The organism is Streptomyces sp. NPDC102360 (genome assembly GCF_044766085.1).
GTDB lineage: Bacteria > Actinomycetota > Actinomycetes > Streptomycetales > Streptomycetaceae > Streptomyces.
Genome location: NZ_JBIWLG010000020.1, coordinates 56550 through 72791 on the forward strand (window position 1 = coordinate 56550; position 16242 = coordinate 72791).

Sequence of the window (16242 nt, forward strand, 5' to 3'; positions counted from 1 at the left end):
GGGCGGGGGCCGGGGGCGGGGGGGGGGGGGGGGGGCCCCCCGGGGGGGGGGGGGGGGGGGGGGGGGGGGCCCCCCCCCCCCCTGGCCGCAACACCGGCGCCGGTCGTGACGTCTCGGGGCTCCGCCCCGGACCCCGCTGCTCAATCGCCGCAGGGGCTTAGGTGGCCCACCCGCCGCAGGGGCTTGAATTGCCCACCCGTCGGCGGGGCGCACCGCTACGAGATGGTCGCCGTCCAGCAGGTTCCGGGGGCGGGTTACGCTCAATGCGTGGACCCGAAGACCCGGAACCGGATCATGGCCGGTGTGCTCGTGCTGATGTTCGTCGTCGTGGCCGTCGCGGCGGCCGTCGGCCAGTAGCCGACCGACGCCCGCCGCGTACGCGCGCTCTACCAGGCGAACGCCTCGGGGGACGGCCCGGGACCCGGGAAGATCTCGTCCAGGCCGGCCAGAACCTCCTCGCTCAGCTCAAGATCGACCGCGCGCAGCGCCGAGTCGAGCTGTTCCTGCGTGCGCGGGCCCACGATCGGTCCCGTGACGCCGGGACGGGTGAGCAGCCAGGCCAGCGCCGCCTCGCCGGGCTCGATCCCGTGCTTGTCCAGCAGATCCTCGTACCGCTGGACCTGCTCGCGCACCTTCGTGTTCTCCAGCGCGGAGGCGGAGCGGCCCTGCGACCTGCGCTTGCCCTCGCTCTCCTTCTTGAGCACGCCGCCGAGCAGCCCGCCGTGCAGCGGGGACCACGGGATGACGCCGAGCCCGTAGTCCTGCGCGGCCGGGATGACCTCCATCTCGGCGCGGCGCTCGGCGAGGTTGTAGAGGCACTGCTCGCTGACGAGGCCCACGCGGCCGTGCCGGGCGGCCAGTTCATTGGCCTGGGCGATCTTGTAGCCGGCGAAGTTGGAGGACCCGGCGTACAGGATCTTGCCCTGCTGGATCAGGACGTCGATGGCCTGCCAGATCTCCTCGAAGGGGGTCCGGCGGTCGACGTGGTGGAACTGGTAGATGTCGATGTAGTCCGTCTGCAGCCGCTTGAGGCTGGCGTCGACGGCGCGGCGGATGTTCACCGCGGAGAGCCGGTCGTGATTGGGCCAGGAGGCGTTGGTGCCGCTGCCTGCCATGTTCCCGAACACCTTGGTCGCCAGCACCGTCTTGTCGCGCCGCTCGCCGCCCTTGGCGAACCAGGTGCCGATGATCTCCTCGGTACGGCCCTTGTTCTCGCCCCAGCCGTACACGTTCGCGGTGTCGAAGTAGTTGATGCCACTGGCCTGCGCCGCGTCCATGATCGCGTGGCTGTCGGCCTCGTCGGTCTGCGGACCGAAGTTCATGGTGCCGAGGACGAGTCGGCTGACCTTGAGTCCCGTGCGTCCGAGCTGTGTGTACTTCATGAGTGCTAAGCCAAGGACGTGGAGTGCGCTCTAGGCAAGCGGGTCGGGACTTCGGGTGGGTCAGTCGCGGGGGAATTCCGTGGTGTCGAGGGTGAGGCCGACGGGGCTGTCGGTCATGCCGACGTCGGTGCCGAAGGCGACGGTCAGCTCGGACACGTACTCGCCGCCCTTGGGCTGGGTGTAGAGGTGGCACTTGCCCTGGTAGGGGTCGGCGACCAGGTAGACGGGGACTTCCGCGGCGGCGTAGGCGGTCTTCTTGGGGCCGTAGTCGTTCTGCGCGGTGCCCTTGGAGATGACTTCGGCGACGAACACCACGTCCTGCCAGAGCCACAGACCCTTGGCGTTCTTCTCTGCGGTCTCGGACACCAGGGTGACGTCGGTGGCGAAGCCGTTGAGATTGCCCGGGTAGTCGATACGGACGTCGGACTTCACGCGCTTGCGCGGGTACTTCGTGCGCAACTGCTCGTAGATGTCAGCGATGATCTCCCAGTGCGTGTCCCGCTGCGGCGACATGTAGACGATCCCCTCGACGATCTCTGCCTTGTAGCCCTCGGGGATGGTCATCTGGTCGAACATCTCGTCCAAGATCTGCTCGTTCACCGTCGCCATGTCGATGTCGATCCTGTCGATTGCCTCGGCGGTCATCGCGGCGCTCCTCCCCGGCCACTCGACGGATGCGGGCAGCCGCGCGGTACAACGATACGCAGAGTGCCCCGGTCACAGCAGGGCGCAGAACTGCGAAAACGCTCGAACGTGCGAACTAGCGGACCTGTTGGAGCCCCAGGTAGGGCCCGCCGACCCCCCACGCCTGATGCAGTGCGTCCGCGAAGGCCGCCGCCAGTTTGTGTTCGCCGGAGGCGTTGGGGTGGGTGCCGTCGTACGTGTCGTGGTGGATGTCGTATGAGTCAGGGATCGATGCCTGCAGGAGGGGTGAGCGGGGCTCGTCGAGGTCCGCGACCGCCTTGGCCAGGAGGGTGTTGAAGTGGGCGACCTCCGCGGCGAAAGGGGCGTCCGTCTCGGCCCGGACGTTGGGGATCACGGGGAACAGGACCATGCGGACGGCCGGGTTCGCGCGGCGGGCCTCGGCGACGAAGCGGCGCACGTTCTGTTCCGTCTGTTCGGCGTCGGTGTAGAAGCCGAGGTCTATCAGGCCGAGGGAGACGAGGAGGACGTCGGCGCGGGCTGTGGTCACCGCCTCCGCGATCGCGGGCGCCATGTGCTGCCAGCCCTCGCCCCAGCCGGCGAGGTGGTGCTGCGGGAAGTCCGGGTCCGCGTACGCGTGGCTGTCGCCGTGCAGGGCGGTGCGGGGGCCGACGAGGGCGTACGCGTCGGAGTCCGCGCCCAGGTGGTGCCAGAAGCGGTGGCGCCAGGTGTGTTCACCGGCGCTCCCTATCGTCATCGAGTCGCCGACCGGCATGAACCTGAGCACCCGCACATCATCGTCGATCTTCCCGGCCGGGTGCGTGTGAGCCCGAACACGCCTGGCAAGCTGGGGGGCATGCGTGCGTATGTGGGTGCGGCCGGGGCCGCCGTCGTCCTTCTGCTCGGTGGCGTGGCCGCCGGTCCCGCGGTCGCCGACTCCCGTTCCGTCGGCTCCGACGGGTTCACGATCCAGGACCCGCGGATCACCGAGTCCAGCGGGCTCGCCGCCTCGCGCGCCCACCCGGGCGTCTACTGGACGCACAACGACAGCGACGACGGCGCGTTCCTGTTCGCGATCGACGGCAGGACGGGGAAGACCGTCGCCACGATCACGATGAGCGGAGTCGGCGCTCCGCGCGACGTCGAGGCGATCTCGGTCGGCTCCGATGGGAACCTCTACGTCGGCGACATCGGCGACAACCTCGGCGGCAAGTGGGACCACGTGTGGATCTACAAGCTGCCCGAGCCGAAGAAGCTCGTCGACCAGACGGTGCGGGCCACCCAGTACGACGTGAAGTACGCGGACGGCCCGCGCAACGCCGAGGCGATGGTGGTCCACCCGAAGACGGGCCGGGTCTACATCGTCGAGAAGGGAGACGACGGCGGCGGCCTGTACGAGGGCCCGGCCACCCTCGACTCCGGCGCCACCAACACCTTCCGGCGCGTCGCCGACATCGACCTGTGGGCGACGGACGCCGCGTTCTCGCCCGACGGCAGGCAACTCGCCGTCCGCGGCTACTTCGGCGGCGTCTCGTACAAGTGGAACGACGGAAAGCCCGAGCGGCAGGGCCAGTTGCACGTGCCGATGCAGCCGCAGGGCGAGTCGGTGACGTACACGCCGGACGGGAAGACCCTGCTCTACGGGAGCGAGGGGAAGGGCAGCTCGGTGGAGCCCGTGGAGGTCGAGGGCGCGGGCGGCTCCGGCGACGGCTCGAACTCGTCCTCCGGGCAGGGCGGTTCGGACGGAGGTGACGGCGGCAGCGCCCTCACCGGCAAGGCCGGCGCGGTCGGCGCCGCCGTCGTCCTCATCCTGCTGTTCGGGATCGGCCGGCTGCTGCGCAAGCCGAAGGACCGCTGAACTACTTGCCGCGCGCCGCGACGAGGACGTCGAGCCCGTCCAGGATCCGCTGGAGTCCGAACTCGAAGTGGTCGAAGCCGGGCCCGAAGGTGTCCTCGGACAGGGACGCCATCACCGGATAGCGGCCGCTGGCCATCGCGGCCTCCAGGGTGGGGCTCTGCGCCTCCCAGAACGCGGCGTCCGTCATGCCCGACGTGGTCTCCGCCTCCTGCTCGTAGACGCGGGTGCGCGCGACCCCGGACACGTATCCGTCGACCATGACCAGGACGGAGAGCAGCTCCGGGTCGCTGAGGCCCATGGGTTTGATGCGGGCCATCATCTTCTCCATGCCCGACAGTGCGCCGGGACCGAGCACGGGCCGGGCCTGGTTGACCTGGAGCAGCCAGGGGTGGCGCTGGTAGAGCGCGAGGGTCTCGCGGGCCATCGTGGCGACGGCGTCCCGCCACGTCCCGTCGCCGAGCGCGGCCGGGTCCTCGTACGGGGTCTGCACCCGGTCCAGCATCAGGTCGAGCAGCTCGGCCTTGCCCGGCACGTACCGGTACAGCGACATGGTGCCGGTGCCCAGGTCGGTGGCGAGCCGGCGCATGGAGACGGCGCCGATCCCCTCGGCGTCCGCGACCTCGATCGCGGTCTCGACGATCCGGTCGAGCGAGAGCGCGGGCTTCGGCCCCCGGCTCGGCCGGGCCCCCGTGCCCCACAGCAGCTCCATGCTGCGCCGGATGTCGCCGCTGCCGGATGTCTCGGCGCTGCTGTTCGTGCCCTGGGTGCCGCTGGTCATGGGGCTCAGCGTAAACCTCTGGCGAAAAACTGAGTACGGTGTACTCTCATTTGGGTACGGCGTACTCAGTTTGCGGAGGGGGAGTTTTCCGATGGCGAAGTGCGGAGGAGGGACCGTGACCGACGGGGATCGCGATCACGCGGTGCGGGCCGTGGGGCTCAGGAAGCGGTACGGGGACAAGCACGCGCTCGACGGGTTCGACCTGACGGTGCGGCGCGGCATGGTGCACGGACTGCTCGGGCCGAACGGGGCGGGGAAGACGACGGCGGTCCGGGTGCTGGGCACGCTGCTGCGCTGCGACGGCGGGCGGGCGGAGGTGGCCGGCGTCGATGTGGCCTCCCGGCCGCGCCGGGTGCGCCGCCGCATCGGGCTCACGGGCCAGTACGCGGCGCTCGACGAGGTGCTCACGGGGCGGCAGAACCTGGAGATGTTCGGCCGCCTCTTCCACCTCGGCGGGCGCCGGGCGAAGGCGCGGGCGACCGAACTCCTCGACCAGTTCGGGCTCGCCGACGCGGGCGACAAGGGGGTCGGTGACTACAGCGGCGGCATGCGGCGCCGCCTCGACCTGGCGGCATCGATGATCCTCACCCCGGACGTGCTGTTCCTGGACGAGCCGACGACCGGGCTCGATCCACGCGGCCGCGGCGAAGTGTGGGAGAGCGTCAGAGAGTTGGTGGCGGCGGGTACGACGGTGCTGCTGACCACCCAGTACCTGGAGGAGGCCGACAGACTGGCCTCCCGGATCACCGTGATCGACCAGGGGCGGGCCATCGCCGACGACACCCCCGAGGGCCTGAAGCGGTCCGTCGGCGGGGACCGCATCGAGGTCGTCGTCGCCGAGGCCGCCGATCTGCCGCGCGCCGCGAAGATCGTCGCGCGGTCCGGGACCGAGCCGGTCGTGGACGAGGAGGGGCGCCGGGTGCACGCGCCGGTCGCCGACCGGGTCGCCGCGCTCACCGACGCGGCGCGCACGCTCCAGGACGAGGGGGTCGCGGTCGAGGACATCTCGCTGCGCCGCCCGAGCCTGGACGATGTGTTCCTGCGGCTGACGGGGAGGGCCGCGTGATGAGCGGTACGACCGCGTACTGGGCGGTGGCCGACTGCTGGAACGTGGTGCGGCGCGGGCTCACCCACTATCAGCGTCAACCGGTCAACATCGCCTGGCAGTTGGGCTTCCCCATCCTGTCGGTGCTCCTGTACGGGTACGTCTTCGGCAGCGCGATGGTGGTGCCGGGAGGCGGGGACTACCGGGACTTCCTGATGCCGGGCATGTTCGCGATGACGATGGCGTTCGGCTTCATCAACACGGCGACGCTCGTGGTGCACGATGCCACGAAGGGGGTCATCGACCGGTTCCGCTCGATGCCGATGGCGCCTTCGGCGGTGGTGTCGGGGCGCGGGGTGACCGATCTCCTCATCGCCGCCGCGGAGTTGGCGATCCTGATGCTGACGGCGCTGGCGATCGGCTGGCGTCCGGACGGTGGGGCCGGCGGGGCGGTGGCGGCGTTCGCGCTGCTGCTGTGGCTGCGGTTCGCGTTGATCTGGCTCGGGGTGTGGCTGGGCCTGCTCGTGCCGAATCCGGAGGCGGCGGGTGGCCTGTTCGCGGTGGCCTTCCCGCTGACGATGATCTCCAGCATCTTCGTCGCGCCGCAGCTGATGCCGGATTGGCTGGGGGCGGTGGCGGCGTGGAACCCGATCTCGTCGACGGTCGCGGCGAGCCGGGAGCTGTTCGGGACGCCGGTCGGGGCGGGGGGTTCGTGGATCGAGCAGCACGCGGTGCTGATGGCCTTTGTGTGGCCGGTGCTCCTCACGGCGACGTTCCTCCCGCTCGCCGTCCGCCGGTTCCAGCGCCTGGGCCGCTAACCGGCACCGTGGTCGACGCCTCGGGGCTCCGCCCCGGCCCCCGCGCCTCAATCGCCGGCGGGGCTCAAAGGATCGGGGCTCCGCCCCGGACCCCGCTGCTCAAACGCCGCAGGGGCTTGAATGGCTCAAACGCCGGCGGGGCTTGATAGATCAAGCCCCGCCGCCGATTGAGTCATTCAAGACCCGCCGCCGGCCGAGCCACTCGAGCCCCCTGCGGCGGGTGGGCCTATCAAGCCCCGCTTTTGTGACGAGAGCCCGCGGGGTCCGGGGCGGAGCCCCGAGACCGTCACGCCGGGTGGGTCAGAGTGCGCCGATGACGTAGTCGATGCACGCCGTCAGGGCCTGGACGTCCGACGGGGCGATCGCCGGGAACATCGCGACACGCAGCTGGTTGCGGCCGAGCTTGCGGTACGGCTCCGTGTCCACGATGCCATTGGCCCGCAGCACCTTGGCCACGGCGGCCGCGTCGATGCTGTCGTCGAAGTCGATCGTCCCGATGACCTGCGACCGCTTCGCCGCGTCGGAGACGAACGGCGTCGCGTGCTTCGACTCCTCGGCCCACGAGTACAGCCGCGAGGACGAGTCCTTCGTGCGGGCCGTGGACCAGGCGAGGCCACCCTGGCCGTTGATCCAGTCCAGCTGCTCGGCGAGCAGGAAGAGCGTGGAGAGGGCCGGGGTGTTGTACGTCTGGTTCTTGCGGGAGTTGTCGATCGCCGTCGGCAGGGAGAAGAACTCCGGGACGTGGCGGCCGGACGCGTGGACGCGCTCGGCGCGCTCGATCGCGGCCGGGGAGAAGATGCCGATCCACAGGCCGCCGTCGGAGGCGAAGGACTTCTGCGGCGCGAAGTAGTAGACGTCGGTCTCGGAGATGTCGACGGGCAGGCCGCCGGCACCGGACGTGGCGTCCACGAGGACGAGGGAGCCGGCGTCCGCACCCGCGACGCGCTTGATCGGCGCGGCGACACCGGTCGAGGTCTCGTTGTGCGTCAGGCCGTAGACGTCGACACCGGCCTCGGCGACCGGCTCCGGGTGCGTACCCGGGTCGGAGGAGATCACGGTCGGCTCGGCGAGCCAGGGCGCGAGCTTCGAGGCCTTGGCGAACTTGGACGAGAACTCGCCGAAGTTCAGGTGCTGCGACTTGTTCTCGATCAGGCCGTGCGTCGCCACGTCCCAGAACGCGGTGGAGCCGCCGTTGCCGAGGACGACCTCGTAGCCCTCGGGGAGGGAGAAGAGGTCCTTGACGCCGTCGCGCACACGACCGACGAGGTTCTTGACCGGGGCCTGACGATGGGACGTACCCATCAGAGAGGTGCCGGTGGCGGCCAGGGCGTCCAACGCCTCCGTACGCACCTTGGAGGGGCCAGCGCCGAAACGTCCGTCGGCGGGCTTGATGTCAGCGGGAATCTGGATCTCAGCCACGAAATGGAGGGTAGCCGGTGGGGTTTCGCCGACCGCAAGGTGTTCGGTGGGTGAGATGCGCAATCTCGCCTGTCGCGCCCGGCCGTTCCGCAGAGTTCGTAAAACGCATTTCGCGGGGCATGCCGGGCGGCCTTAGCGTGGAGGGTCACACCGCCCAGGACTGTCCATCAGGTTGCCCTGTGCGGTCTAATACGTTGCACTAGGCGCTCTGCTCGACGAGCGACCGGTCGAGAAGAACGAGAGGGGTGGACCGTGAGCGGCCCGCAGACCGAATCCGTGGCCGTGGCGCAGGACGCCGCCTCGGCAGTGACCGTGGCCGAAGCGCCGTCAGGGCGCCGCCGCGGCTCACTCGGTCCGGTCGGCCTGGTCCTCGCGGGCTGTATCTCGGTGCAGTTCGGCGCGGCGCTCGCGGTGAGCCTGATGCCGCGCGCCGGAGCGGTCGGCGTCGTCACGCTGCGCCTCGTCGTGGCGGCCGTGGTGATGCTCGTCGTCTGCCGCCCCCGGCTGCGTGGGCACTCGCGCGCCGACTGGGGCACGGTCGTCGCCTTCGGTATCGCCATGGGCGGCATGAACCTGCTCTTCTACCAGGCGGCGGCCCGCATTCCGCTGGGCATCGCGGTCACCTTCGAGGTCCTCGGCCCGCTGGCCCTGTCGGTCTTCGCGTCCCGCCGGGCCTCCAGCCTCGTCTGGGCGGGGCTCGCCCTGTGCGGCGTGTTCCTGCTCGGCGGGGCGGGGGACGGGCTCGGCAGCCTGGACCTGGTGGGTGTGGGCTTCGCGCTCGCGGCCGGCGCCTGCTGGGCGACGTACATCATGTTCAGCGCCCGCACGGGCCGCCGCTTCCCGCAGGCGGACGGGCTCGCGCTCGCGATGGCGGTCGCGGCGGTGCTGTGTCTGCCGCTCGGCATCGCGACGGCGGGCGACAAGCTCATCGACCCGGTGACCCTCGGCCTCGGCGCCGCCGTCGCGATCATGTCCTCGGTCCTCCCGTACACCCTCGAACTCGTCGCCCTGCGCCGCCTTCCCGCGTCCACGTTCGCGGTGATGATGAGCCTCGAACCGGCGGTCGCGGCGCTCTCCGGCTTCCTCGTCCTGAGCCAGAACCTGGGCTGGGCCGAGGTCGTGGCCATCACGCTCGTCATCGCCGCGAGCATGGGCGCGGTGCGGACGCAGGTGGGGCGGAAGAAGGACCCCGCCGTCGCCCTGCACGAGTGACGTTCCTGTGGGGTGGAGGTTCCCGCGGCGGTGGACGTGCCGGGCCGGCGGGCCGACGCGGCGGTGGACCTGAGCGGCCAACGGGTCGACACGGCGTGTAAGTCACGTGAGCACACGTACACTTGGCTCATGAACCGCACACGACGCGTCTCGGGAGAGGGCCTGCAGCAGGCCGCCCCTGTCGCGTGTGCGACCTCCGCGGACCGGGCGGGCGTCAGCCCCCGGACCGCCATCGACGGCCAGGCCCCCACGGTCGGCCGCGGCGTCCTGCACGGCCACGGCTAGCGCCCCACACCGCGCCCCAGCACGCCTCGCCTCTCCTCCCCGTCACACCACCTTTCATGACGGGACCCGCCCGGCAGCCCGGTCCGAGCACCGCGCCCCGACTCCGCCCGCGCCGCCCCAGAGCGTCGGGTCGCCCTCTCCACCCCACCACCGCAGCCTTCTGACGCTCCGTCGGGCTGCCGCCAGGCGAGGGCCGCACGCAGGGCCGTAGCCGTCTCCGAAAGGAACACCGTGAAGTTGAGCGGGTTGTTGACCGGCCATGAGCACCACGTCATCCAGGGCGACACCGAATCGACGCGGATCACCGCGGGTACCACCTTCGACGTCGACCGGGTGGTGCCGGGCTCGCTCTTCATCGCCGTGCCGGACCATCGCGGTGGCGGGCCCGCCGCCATCGGAGCGGCGATCGCGCGCGGGGCGGTGGCGGTGCTCGTCGACGCGGCGGGAGCCGTCGCCGCGGCCCCCGGCCGGAAACTGGTGCCCGCGGTGTGCGTCGTGCGGGTGCCGGACACCCGCAAGGCGGCCGCGGTCGTCTCCGCCCGCTACTTCGGCGAGCCGGGCCGGCAGATGGACCTGGTGGCCGTCACCGGAACCAACGGGAAGACGTCCATCTCGTACATGGTCGAGTCACTGCTGAGGATCGCCGAGGGCGAGCAGGCGGGCGTGATCGGTACGGCCGGCAGCCGCATCGGCGACGAGGTGATCCCCATGCCGCCCTCGGTGCTGACCACCCCCGAAACGCCCGACCTCCAGTACCTCCTGGGCCGCATGCGGGATCGCGGCACATCGAGCGTCGTCCTCGAGGCCACGTCGATGGCCCTGCAGACGTACCGGATGGACCAGACCTTCGTCGATGTCGGCGTCTTCACCAACCTCACCCAGGACCACCTGGACGACCACGGGACGATGGCCCGCTACACGGACGCGAAACTCCGGCTGTTCCAGGGCCTGTGCCGGCACGCGGTGGTCAACGTGGACGATCCGGTCGGCGTCCGCATCCGCATGATGATGCCGGACGCGGTGACGACGTACGGCCTCGACGCGGACGCGGACTTCCGGGCCACGGACCTGGTCGCGGACGCCGCGGGCACGCAGTTCACGCTGCACCACGCGGGCCGTGCCTACCCGGCGGCGATCCCGGTACCGGGCCGCTTCTCCGTGTCCAACGCGCTGGCGGCCGTCGCGGCCTGCCACGCCCTGGGCAAGGGCCTGGACGGCGTGGTCGCCGCGCTCGCGCAGATGCCGCCGGTCCCGGGCCGGTTCGAGCGCTTCGTGACGCCCGCCGGCACATCGGTGATCGTCGACTACGCGCACTCGCCCGACTCCCTCGACAAGGTCCTCACGGCCATCCGCGGCTTCGCCAAGGGGCGGGTCGTCACCGTCTTCGGCTGCGGCGGCGACCGCGACACCACCAAGCGCGCCGAGATGGGCCAGATCGCCGGCACCCACTCCGACCTGTGCGTCCTGACCTCCGACAACCCGCGCACCGAGGACCCGGAGGCGATCCTGGACCAGATAATCCCCGGCATCGAGGCCACCGGCACCCCGTACGAACGCTCCGCCGACCGCCGTCGCGCCATCGAACTCGCCCTCGCCGCGGCCGGCCCCGACGACATCGTCCTGATCGCCGGCAAGGGCAGCGAACCGCACCAGATCGTGGGCGAGGACCTGATCCCCTTCAGCGACATGGCGACCGTCCGCGACCTGACGTCCCACCTGCTCCCGCGCACCCGGCCCGCCAACCGGGGCTTCGTGGCGGCGACTTCGACTTCGACATCGACGTACGAAACGAGGTAACCCCACGGGGCGGCCCGGCGGTCACTGCTTGCCGGTGCCGACCGGGTCCACGTAGACCTTCTGGTCCGCGCCGTCGGAGACCGGGAAGTCGAGGCTGACGGACAGGGCCTTGGAGTGGGTCTCGTTCGGCGGCGTGACCTCGAGAGAGGTGATGTCCACGCCGCTGCCGCCGGTGTTGTTCGGCGGGTAGTGGAGGGTGAAGCGGGTCGTCTCGCCGTTGCCCAGGACGACGGACGGGGACGCGAGGTCGCTGCGCTTGGCGCTGAGCGGGCCCGACGCTTCCTCGGACTTGAGGTCGACGCCGGGGAAGCCCTTGAGCGAGCAGGCGTCGCTGGTGTTCTTCATGCTGACCATGAGGGTGCCCTCGCCCATGCCGTGCGCGGTGTCGAACTCCAGGTTCGCCGTCTTGCAAGGGCCGGTGTTTATCCGCCCGTTGCCGCTGCCCTCGGCGGCGTCCTTGGCTGCGACCTTGGCGGTCGCGTCGCCGCCGGTGTCCGAGGCGTTCTTGCTTGAGGCGGAGTCCTCGCCGCCCTGGCAGGCGGTGAGCGAGAGGCCCGCGGCGAGGGCGACGGCGGCGAGGGTGAGCTTGCGAGCACGCATGGTTTTCATCCTTGACTCGTGGGTCGGTCGGGTCTGATGCGGTGTTACTGATCATCAGGACCCACCCCGCCCGCTGATCGTTCCGCCCGAACGCCGTCTCATACATGGCTGTTACACACGACGGATGAATCAGGAATAAAGAAGCGCGGACCCGGAGTCGCTTCTAGCCTCTTCGTCATGAACATCACCATTCACACGAGTTCCCTGCCGCACGACGACCCGGACGCCTCGCTCGCCTTCTACCGCGACGTCCTCGGCTTCGAGGTCCGCAGCGACGTCGGGCAGGGCAGGATGCGCTGGATCACGGTCGGCCCGGCAGGACAGCCCGACACCTCCATCCTCCTGGCGCCGCCCGCCGCCGACCCGGGAGTCACCGAGGACGAGCGCCGCAGCATCGCCGAGATGATGGCCAAGGGCACCTACGGCTGGATCCTGCTGGCCACCCCGGACCTCGACGCCACGTTCGAGAAGGTGCAGGCCGGTGACACCGAGGTCGTCCAGGAGCCGACCGAGCAGCCGTACGGCATCCGGGACTGCGCCTTCCGTGACCCGGCGGGCAACCTGGTCCGCATCCAGGAACTCCGCTGAGGACCGCGCCATGTGTCAGCCCGAGTGGCGGCGCGCACGCGTCGAGGCACAGCACCTGAGCGATCTCGCGCGGCTGCGCCGCGTCCGCGACCGCATCGACAGGGAGTACGCGCGGCCGCTGAACGTGGAGGCGCTCGCCCGCGACGCGCACATGTCCGCCGGGCACCTCAGCCGGCAGTTCCGGGCCGCGTACGGAGAGTCGCCGTACTCGTACCTGATGACGCGGCGCATCGAGCGCGCCACGGCGCTGCTGCGGCGTGGCGACCTCAGCGTCACCGACGTCTGTTTCGCGGTCGGCTGCGCGTCGTTGGGCACGTTCACCACCCGCTTCACGGAGCTGGTCGGCATGCCGCCCGGGGCGTTCCGGCGCCTCGCGGCGGACGCGGCGGCCGACCCCGCCGATGCGCCGGGTGAGGCCGGTGGAGCGGGTCCCGCGGTCATGGTGGAGGGGATGCCGGCGTGTGTGGCGAAGCAGGTGACAAGACCGGTCAGGAATCGAGAAGCGCCGGTCCTGGGGCCGCCCATAGCGTGAGGGCCATGACAACCACCGCAGTCACCACGTCGCTCGAAACCGTCACCCTCGAGGTGTCCGACCCCGAGGCCGCCCGCCTCTTCTACGCCGCCTTCGGTGTGGACGCCCACATCCGCCTGCGGGCGTCCGAGGAGGTGCCCTCCACCGGATTCCGTGGCTTCACCCTGGCGCTCACGGTGTCCGGTCCCGCCACTGTCGACGGCTTCCTCGGCGCCGCCGTGGACGCCGGCGCCGAGGTGCTCAAGCCCGCCGCGAAGTCGCTGTGGGGCTACGGCGGCGTCGTCCGGGCTCCGGACGGAACGATCTGGAAGGTCGCGACCTCGGCGAAGAAGGACACCGGGCCGGCCACTCGCGAGATCGACGAGTTCGTCCTGCTGCTCGGCGTCGAGGACGTGAAGGCCACCAAGCAGTTCTACGTGGAGCAGGGCCTGACCGTGGCCAAGAGCTTCGGCGGCAAGTACGCGGAGTTCGCCCCCGGCGAGACCACTTCCACCGGTACCGGTCCCGTCAAGCTGGCGCTCTACAAGCGCCGCGGCCTGGCCAAGGACCTCGGGGTCGCGGACGACGGCAGCGGCTCGCACCGCATCGTCCTCGGCGGCGCCAGGGGCCCGTTCACCGACCTGGACGGATTCGTCTGGGAGACCGCCGAACAGTGAAGCCGGCTCGAAGGACCGGCTCAACTTCCATGCAAGCATGCTTGCTTGTTTCTTGGCCCCCTGCCATGCTCCAGGCACGCCGCACACCGCCGTGCCCGGAGGGGAGCGCACCGTGTCCGAACCGTCCGCCGTGTTCGAGGACTTGCGGGACGAGAGCGAGGAACTCGACTGGATCGTGCGGGAGTTGAGCCCGGCACAGTGGGCCGCCCCGACTCCCGCACCTCGCTGGACCGTCGCCCACCAGATCGCCCATCTCGCCTGGACCGACCGCGCCGCCCTGCTCGCCATGAGTGACGCCGACGCCTTCGCGGGCGAGGTGGCGAAGGCGATCGCCGCACCGGAGTCCTTCGTCGACGAAGGGGCCGAGGACGGCGCCCGCCAGGACCCGGCCGCGCTGCTCGCGGGCTGGCGGGAGGGGCGCGAGCAGTTGCAGAAGGTGCTGCGCGCCGCCGCGGCCGACAAGACCCGGTTCCCCTGGTACGGCCCGCCGATGTCCGCCGCCTCCATGGCGACCGGCCGGCTGATGGAGACGTGGGCGCACGGCCAGGACGTGGCCGACGCCCTCGGGGTCGTACGGGAGCCCACCGACCGGCTCCGGCACGTCGCCCGGATCGGCGTACGCGCCCGGAAGTTCGCCTTCGACGTGCACGGGGTCACCGCGCCCGACGACGAGTTCCGCGTCGAACTCGCGGCGCCGGGAGGCGAGTTGTGGACGTACGGGCCGGAGGGTGCCGGGCAGCGGGTGACCGGCTCCGCCGTCGACTTCTGCCTCCTCGTCACCCAGCGCGCGCACCGCGCCGACCTCGACGTACGCGCCGAGGGCCCCGACGCCGACCGCTGGCTCGACATCGCACAGGCCTTCGCCGGGCCACCGGGGAAGGGTCGGCCGGCGAAGGAGGCGTCATGAGTACGGCTCCGCTGCGGATCGGCAACGCCTCCGGGTTCTACGGCGACCGGTTCGACGCCATGAAGGAGATGCTGACCGGCGGCGGACTCGACGTACTCACCGGCGACTACCTCGCCGAGCTGACCATGCTGATCCTCGGCCGCGACCGCCTGAAGAACGCGGACCGCGGCTACGCCCGTACGTTCCTGCGGCAGTTGGAGGACTGCCTCGGGCTCGTGGTGGAGCGCGGCGTACGTCTCGTGGCCAACGCGGGTGGCCTCAACCCGGCCGGACTCGCCGATGCCGTACGGCAGTTGGCGGCCCGCCTCGACGTGCCCGTACGCGTCGCCCACGTCGAGGGCGACGACCTGCTCGGCACCGGCCGGTTCCCCGGCGCCCTCACCGCCAACGCCTACCTCGGCGGCGCCGGCATCGCCGCGTGTCTCGACGCGGGCGCCGACATCGTGGTCACGGGCCGCGTCACCGACGCCGCGCTGGTGACCGGGCCCGCGGCCTGGTGGTTCGGGTGGCCGGACGATGCGTACGACCGGCTCGCGGGGGCCGTCGTCGCCGGGCACGTCCTCGAATGCGGGACGCAGGCGACCGGCGGGAACTACTCCCGGTTCGCCGACCGCGCCCACCGGTTGGGCCGCCCCGGCTTCCCCCTCGCCGAAATCCACGAGGACGGCTCCGCGGTCATCACCAAGCACCCAGGAACCGGCGGCTTCGTCGAACTCGGCACCGTCACCGAGCAGCTCCTGTACGAGACCGGGGGCGCCCGGTACGCCGGACCCGACGTCACCGCCCGCCTCGACACCGTGCGCCTCACGCCGGACGGCCCCGACCGCGTCCGCATCCACGGCGTACGCGGCGAGGCCCCGCCGCCCACCCTCAAGGTGGGACTCAACCGGCTCGGCGGGTTCCGGAACGAGGTCGTCTTCGTGCTCACCGGCCTGGACATCGAGGCGAAGGCGGACCTGGTGCGGCGGCAGATGGAGGACGCGCTGCGGACCGCCAAGCCGGCGCCCGCGCACGTCCGTTGGGAGCTCTCCCGCACCGACCGCCCCGACGCCGACACCGAAGAGACGGCGAGCGCGCTGCTCCGCCTCGTCGTGCGCGACCAGGACCAGGAGGCCGTCGGGCGGGCGCTGAGCGGCGCCGCGGTGGAGCTGGCGCTCGGCTCCTACCCCGGCTTCCACGTCACGGCCCCACCGGACAAGGGCTCCCCGTACGGGGTGTTCGAGGCGGCGTACGTGGAGCGGTCGGAGGTCCCGCACGTCGCGGTGCTGCCGGCCGGGGAGCGCCGGCCGGTCCCCGTACGAGTACGAGAGACCCGCACGCTTGCCCCCGTCGCCGAACCCGCCCTGCCGGAACCTCTGCCCCCGGGCCCCACACGCCGCGCCCCCCTCGGCCTCATCGCGGGCGCCCGCAGCGGCGACAAGGGCGGCGATGCGAATGTGGGGGTGTGGGTGGAATCCGACGCGGCGTGGCGGTGGCTGGTCCACACGTTGACGGTGGAGCGCTTCTGCGAGCTGCTGCCGGAGGTAATTCAAGCCCCTGCGGCGATTGAGCAGCGGGGTCCGGGGCGGAGCCCCGCGTCCGTGCCCCCGTCTGCGGCACCGGGGTTGGGGGGGGGGGGGGGGGGGGGGGGGGGGGGGGGGCGGGGCGGGGGGGGGGGGGGGGGGGGGGGGGCGGGGGGGCCGCCCCCCCCCCCCCCCCCCCCCCCCCCCCCCCCCCCACCCCG

The 16242-nt window shown here is 71.5% G+C and carries 16 protein-coding genes and 1 pseudogene; 11 read left to right on the forward strand and 6 right to left on the reverse strand.

The window, feature by feature from the left end; genetic code table 11:
• Positions 1-386: 386 nt before the first annotated feature.
• The 3 genes from ACIRHA_RS41150 to ACIRHA_RS41160 all read right to left on the reverse strand — a co-directional run bounded on the left by ACIRHA_RS41150 (position 387) and on the right by ACIRHA_RS41160 (position 2811).
• The gene (locus tag ACIRHA_RS41150; RefSeq protein ID WP_403856645.1) at positions 387-1382 is read right to left on the reverse strand and encodes an aldo/keto reductase; all 996 of its coding nucleotides are present in this window, start codon (positions 1380-1382) and stop codon (positions 387-389) included.
• Between the two features lie 60 nt (positions 1383-1442).
• Positions 1443-2027 carry a Uma2 family endonuclease gene (locus tag ACIRHA_RS41155; protein ID WP_403856647.1) on the reverse strand — a complete coding sequence of 195 codons (585 nt, stop codon included), beginning with the start codon at positions 2025-2027 and terminating at the stop codon, positions 1443-1445.
• A 115-nt stretch (positions 2028-2142) separates the two neighbouring features.
• Positions 2143-2811 (reverse strand): SGNH/GDSL hydrolase family protein, encoded by a 669-nt coding sequence (locus ACIRHA_RS41160; protein WP_403856649.1) that lies wholly within the window; start codon positions 2809-2811, stop codon positions 2143-2145.
• 69 nt (positions 2812-2880) lie between these two features.
• On the opposite strand from ACIRHA_RS41160, the gene ACIRHA_RS41165 reads away from it, so the two are divergent.
• Positions 2881-3882 (forward strand): WD40 repeat domain-containing protein, encoded by a 1002-nt coding sequence (locus tag ACIRHA_RS41165; protein ID WP_403856651.1) that lies wholly within the window; start codon positions 2881-2883, stop codon positions 3880-3882.
• A 1-nt stretch (position 3883) separates the two neighbouring features.
• On the opposite strand, the gene ACIRHA_RS41170 is transcribed toward ACIRHA_RS41165, so the two are convergent.
• Entirely contained in the window at positions 3884-4660 is a 777-nt protein-coding gene (locus tag ACIRHA_RS41170) for a TetR/AcrR family transcriptional regulator (RefSeq protein WP_403856653.1), read from the reverse strand.
• A 115-nt stretch (positions 4661-4775) separates the two neighbouring features.
• On the opposite strand from ACIRHA_RS41170, the gene ACIRHA_RS41175 reads away from it, so the two are divergent.
• Both ACIRHA_RS41175 and ACIRHA_RS41180 read left to right on the forward strand, forming a co-directional pair.
• Positions 4776-5726 carry an ATP-binding cassette domain-containing protein gene (locus ACIRHA_RS41175; protein WP_403856655.1) on the forward strand — a complete coding sequence of 317 codons (951 nt, stop codon included), beginning with the start codon at positions 4776-4778 and terminating at the stop codon, positions 5724-5726.
• Positions 5726-6523 (forward strand): ABC transporter permease, encoded by a 798-nt coding sequence (locus tag ACIRHA_RS41180; protein ID WP_403856657.1) that lies wholly within the window; start codon positions 5726-5728, stop codon positions 6521-6523. Before ACIRHA_RS41175 ends, ACIRHA_RS41180 begins: the two co-directional genes overlap by 1 nt.
• A gap of 300 nt (positions 6524-6823) precedes the next feature.
• On the opposite strand, the gene serC is transcribed toward ACIRHA_RS41180, so the two are convergent.
• Entirely contained in the window at positions 6824-7942 is a 1119-nt protein-coding gene (gene serC / locus ACIRHA_RS41185) for a phosphoserine transaminase (protein WP_403856659.1), read from the reverse strand.
• Positions 7943-8224: 282 nt separating this feature from the next.
• Between serC and ACIRHA_RS41190 the strand changes: the two genes are divergently transcribed.
• The 3 genes from ACIRHA_RS41190 to ACIRHA_RS41200 all read left to right on the forward strand — a co-directional run bounded on the left by ACIRHA_RS41190 (position 8225) and on the right by ACIRHA_RS41200 (position 11236).
• Complete coding sequence (locus ACIRHA_RS41190; RefSeq protein ID WP_403856729.1) at positions 8225-9154, forward strand: EamA family transporter; 930 nt, start codon at positions 8225-8227, stop codon at positions 9152-9154.
• A 129-nt stretch (positions 9155-9283) separates the two neighbouring features.
• Positions 9284-9439: a hypothetical protein gene (locus ACIRHA_RS41195; RefSeq protein WP_403856661.1), complete on the forward strand. Its 156-nt coding sequence runs from the start codon at positions 9284-9286 to the stop codon at positions 9437-9439.
• Positions 9440-9670: 231 nt separating this feature from the next.
• Complete coding sequence (locus ACIRHA_RS41200) at positions 9671-11236, forward strand: UDP-N-acetylmuramoyl-L-alanyl-D-glutamate--2,6-diaminopimelate ligase (RefSeq protein ID WP_403856663.1); 1566 nt, start codon at positions 9671-9673, stop codon at positions 11234-11236.
• Positions 11237-11257: 21 nt separating this feature from the next.
• Here ACIRHA_RS41200 and ACIRHA_RS41205 read toward each other — a convergent pair whose 3' ends face one another.
• A complete protein-coding gene (locus ACIRHA_RS41205) occupies positions 11258-11836 on the reverse strand; it encodes a DUF4232 domain-containing protein (protein ID WP_403856665.1) in 579 nt (192 codons plus the stop codon).
• Between the two features lie 177 nt (positions 11837-12013).
• Here ACIRHA_RS41205 and ACIRHA_RS41210 point away from each other — a divergent pair, with 177 nt between their 5' ends.
• The 5 genes and pseudogenes from ACIRHA_RS41210 to ACIRHA_RS41230 all read left to right on the forward strand — a co-directional run.
• Positions 12014-12424, forward strand: coding sequence for a VOC family protein (locus ACIRHA_RS41210; RefSeq protein WP_403856667.1), 411 nt, complete (start codon positions 12014-12016; stop codon positions 12422-12424).
• A gap of 10 nt (positions 12425-12434) precedes the next feature.
• Complete coding sequence (locus tag ACIRHA_RS41215) at positions 12435-12956, forward strand: helix-turn-helix transcriptional regulator (RefSeq protein WP_403856669.1); 522 nt, start codon at positions 12435-12437, stop codon at positions 12954-12956.
• 5 nt (positions 12957-12961) lie between these two features.
• A complete protein-coding gene (locus tag ACIRHA_RS41220; RefSeq protein ID WP_403856671.1) occupies positions 12962-13612 on the forward strand; it encodes a glyoxalase in 651 nt (216 codons plus the stop codon).
• A gap of 112 nt (positions 13613-13724) precedes the next feature.
• Positions 13725-14519, forward strand: a complete 795-nt coding sequence (locus tag ACIRHA_RS41225; protein WP_403856673.1) for a TIGR03084 family metal-binding protein — start codon at positions 13725-13727, stop codon at positions 14517-14519.
• Positions 14516-16051: pseudogene (locus tag ACIRHA_RS41230) on the forward strand (acyclic terpene utilization AtuA family protein); the annotation flags it as partial. The gene ACIRHA_RS41225 and the pseudogene ACIRHA_RS41230, both read left to right, overlap by 4 nt.
• Positions 16052-16242: the final 191 nt, after the last annotated feature.

What these genes read in the sequence shown, in the direction of transcription:
- ACIRHA_RS41150 (WP_403856645.1), bottom strand. Translation starts at nt 1,382, where the DNA reads ATGAAGTACACACAGCTCGGACGCACGGGACTCAAGGTCAGCCGACTC.
- ACIRHA_RS41155 (WP_403856647.1), bottom strand. Translation starts at nt 2,027, where the DNA reads ATGACCGCCGAGGCAATCGACAGGATCGACATCGACATGGCGACGGTG.
- ACIRHA_RS41165 (WP_403856651.1), top strand. Translation starts at nt 2,881, where the DNA reads ATGCGTGCGTATGTGGGTGCGGCCGGGGCCGCCGTCGTCCTTCTGCTC.
- ACIRHA_RS41170 (WP_403856653.1), bottom strand. Translation starts at nt 4,660, where the DNA reads ATGACCAGCGGCACCCAGGGCACGAACAGCAGCGCCGAGACATCCGGC.
- ACIRHA_RS41180 (WP_403856657.1), top strand. Translation starts at nt 5,726, where the DNA reads ATGAGCGGTACGACCGCGTACTGGGCGGTGGCCGACTGCTGGAACGTG.
- ACIRHA_RS41195 (WP_403856661.1), top strand. Translation starts at nt 9,284, where the DNA reads ATGAACCGCACACGACGCGTCTCGGGAGAGGGCCTGCAGCAGGCCGCC.
- ACIRHA_RS41205 (WP_403856665.1), bottom strand. Translation starts at nt 11,836, where the DNA reads ATGCGTGCTCGCAAGCTCACCCTCGCCGCCGTCGCCCTCGCCGCGGGC.
- ACIRHA_RS41210 (WP_403856667.1), top strand. Translation starts at nt 12,014, where the DNA reads ATGAACATCACCATTCACACGAGTTCCCTGCCGCACGACGACCCGGAC.
- ACIRHA_RS41215 (WP_403856669.1), top strand. Translation starts at nt 12,435, where the DNA reads ATGTGTCAGCCCGAGTGGCGGCGCGCACGCGTCGAGGCACAGCACCTG.
- ACIRHA_RS41220 (WP_403856671.1), top strand. Translation starts at nt 12,962, where the DNA reads ATGACAACCACCGCAGTCACCACGTCGCTCGAAACCGTCACCCTCGAG.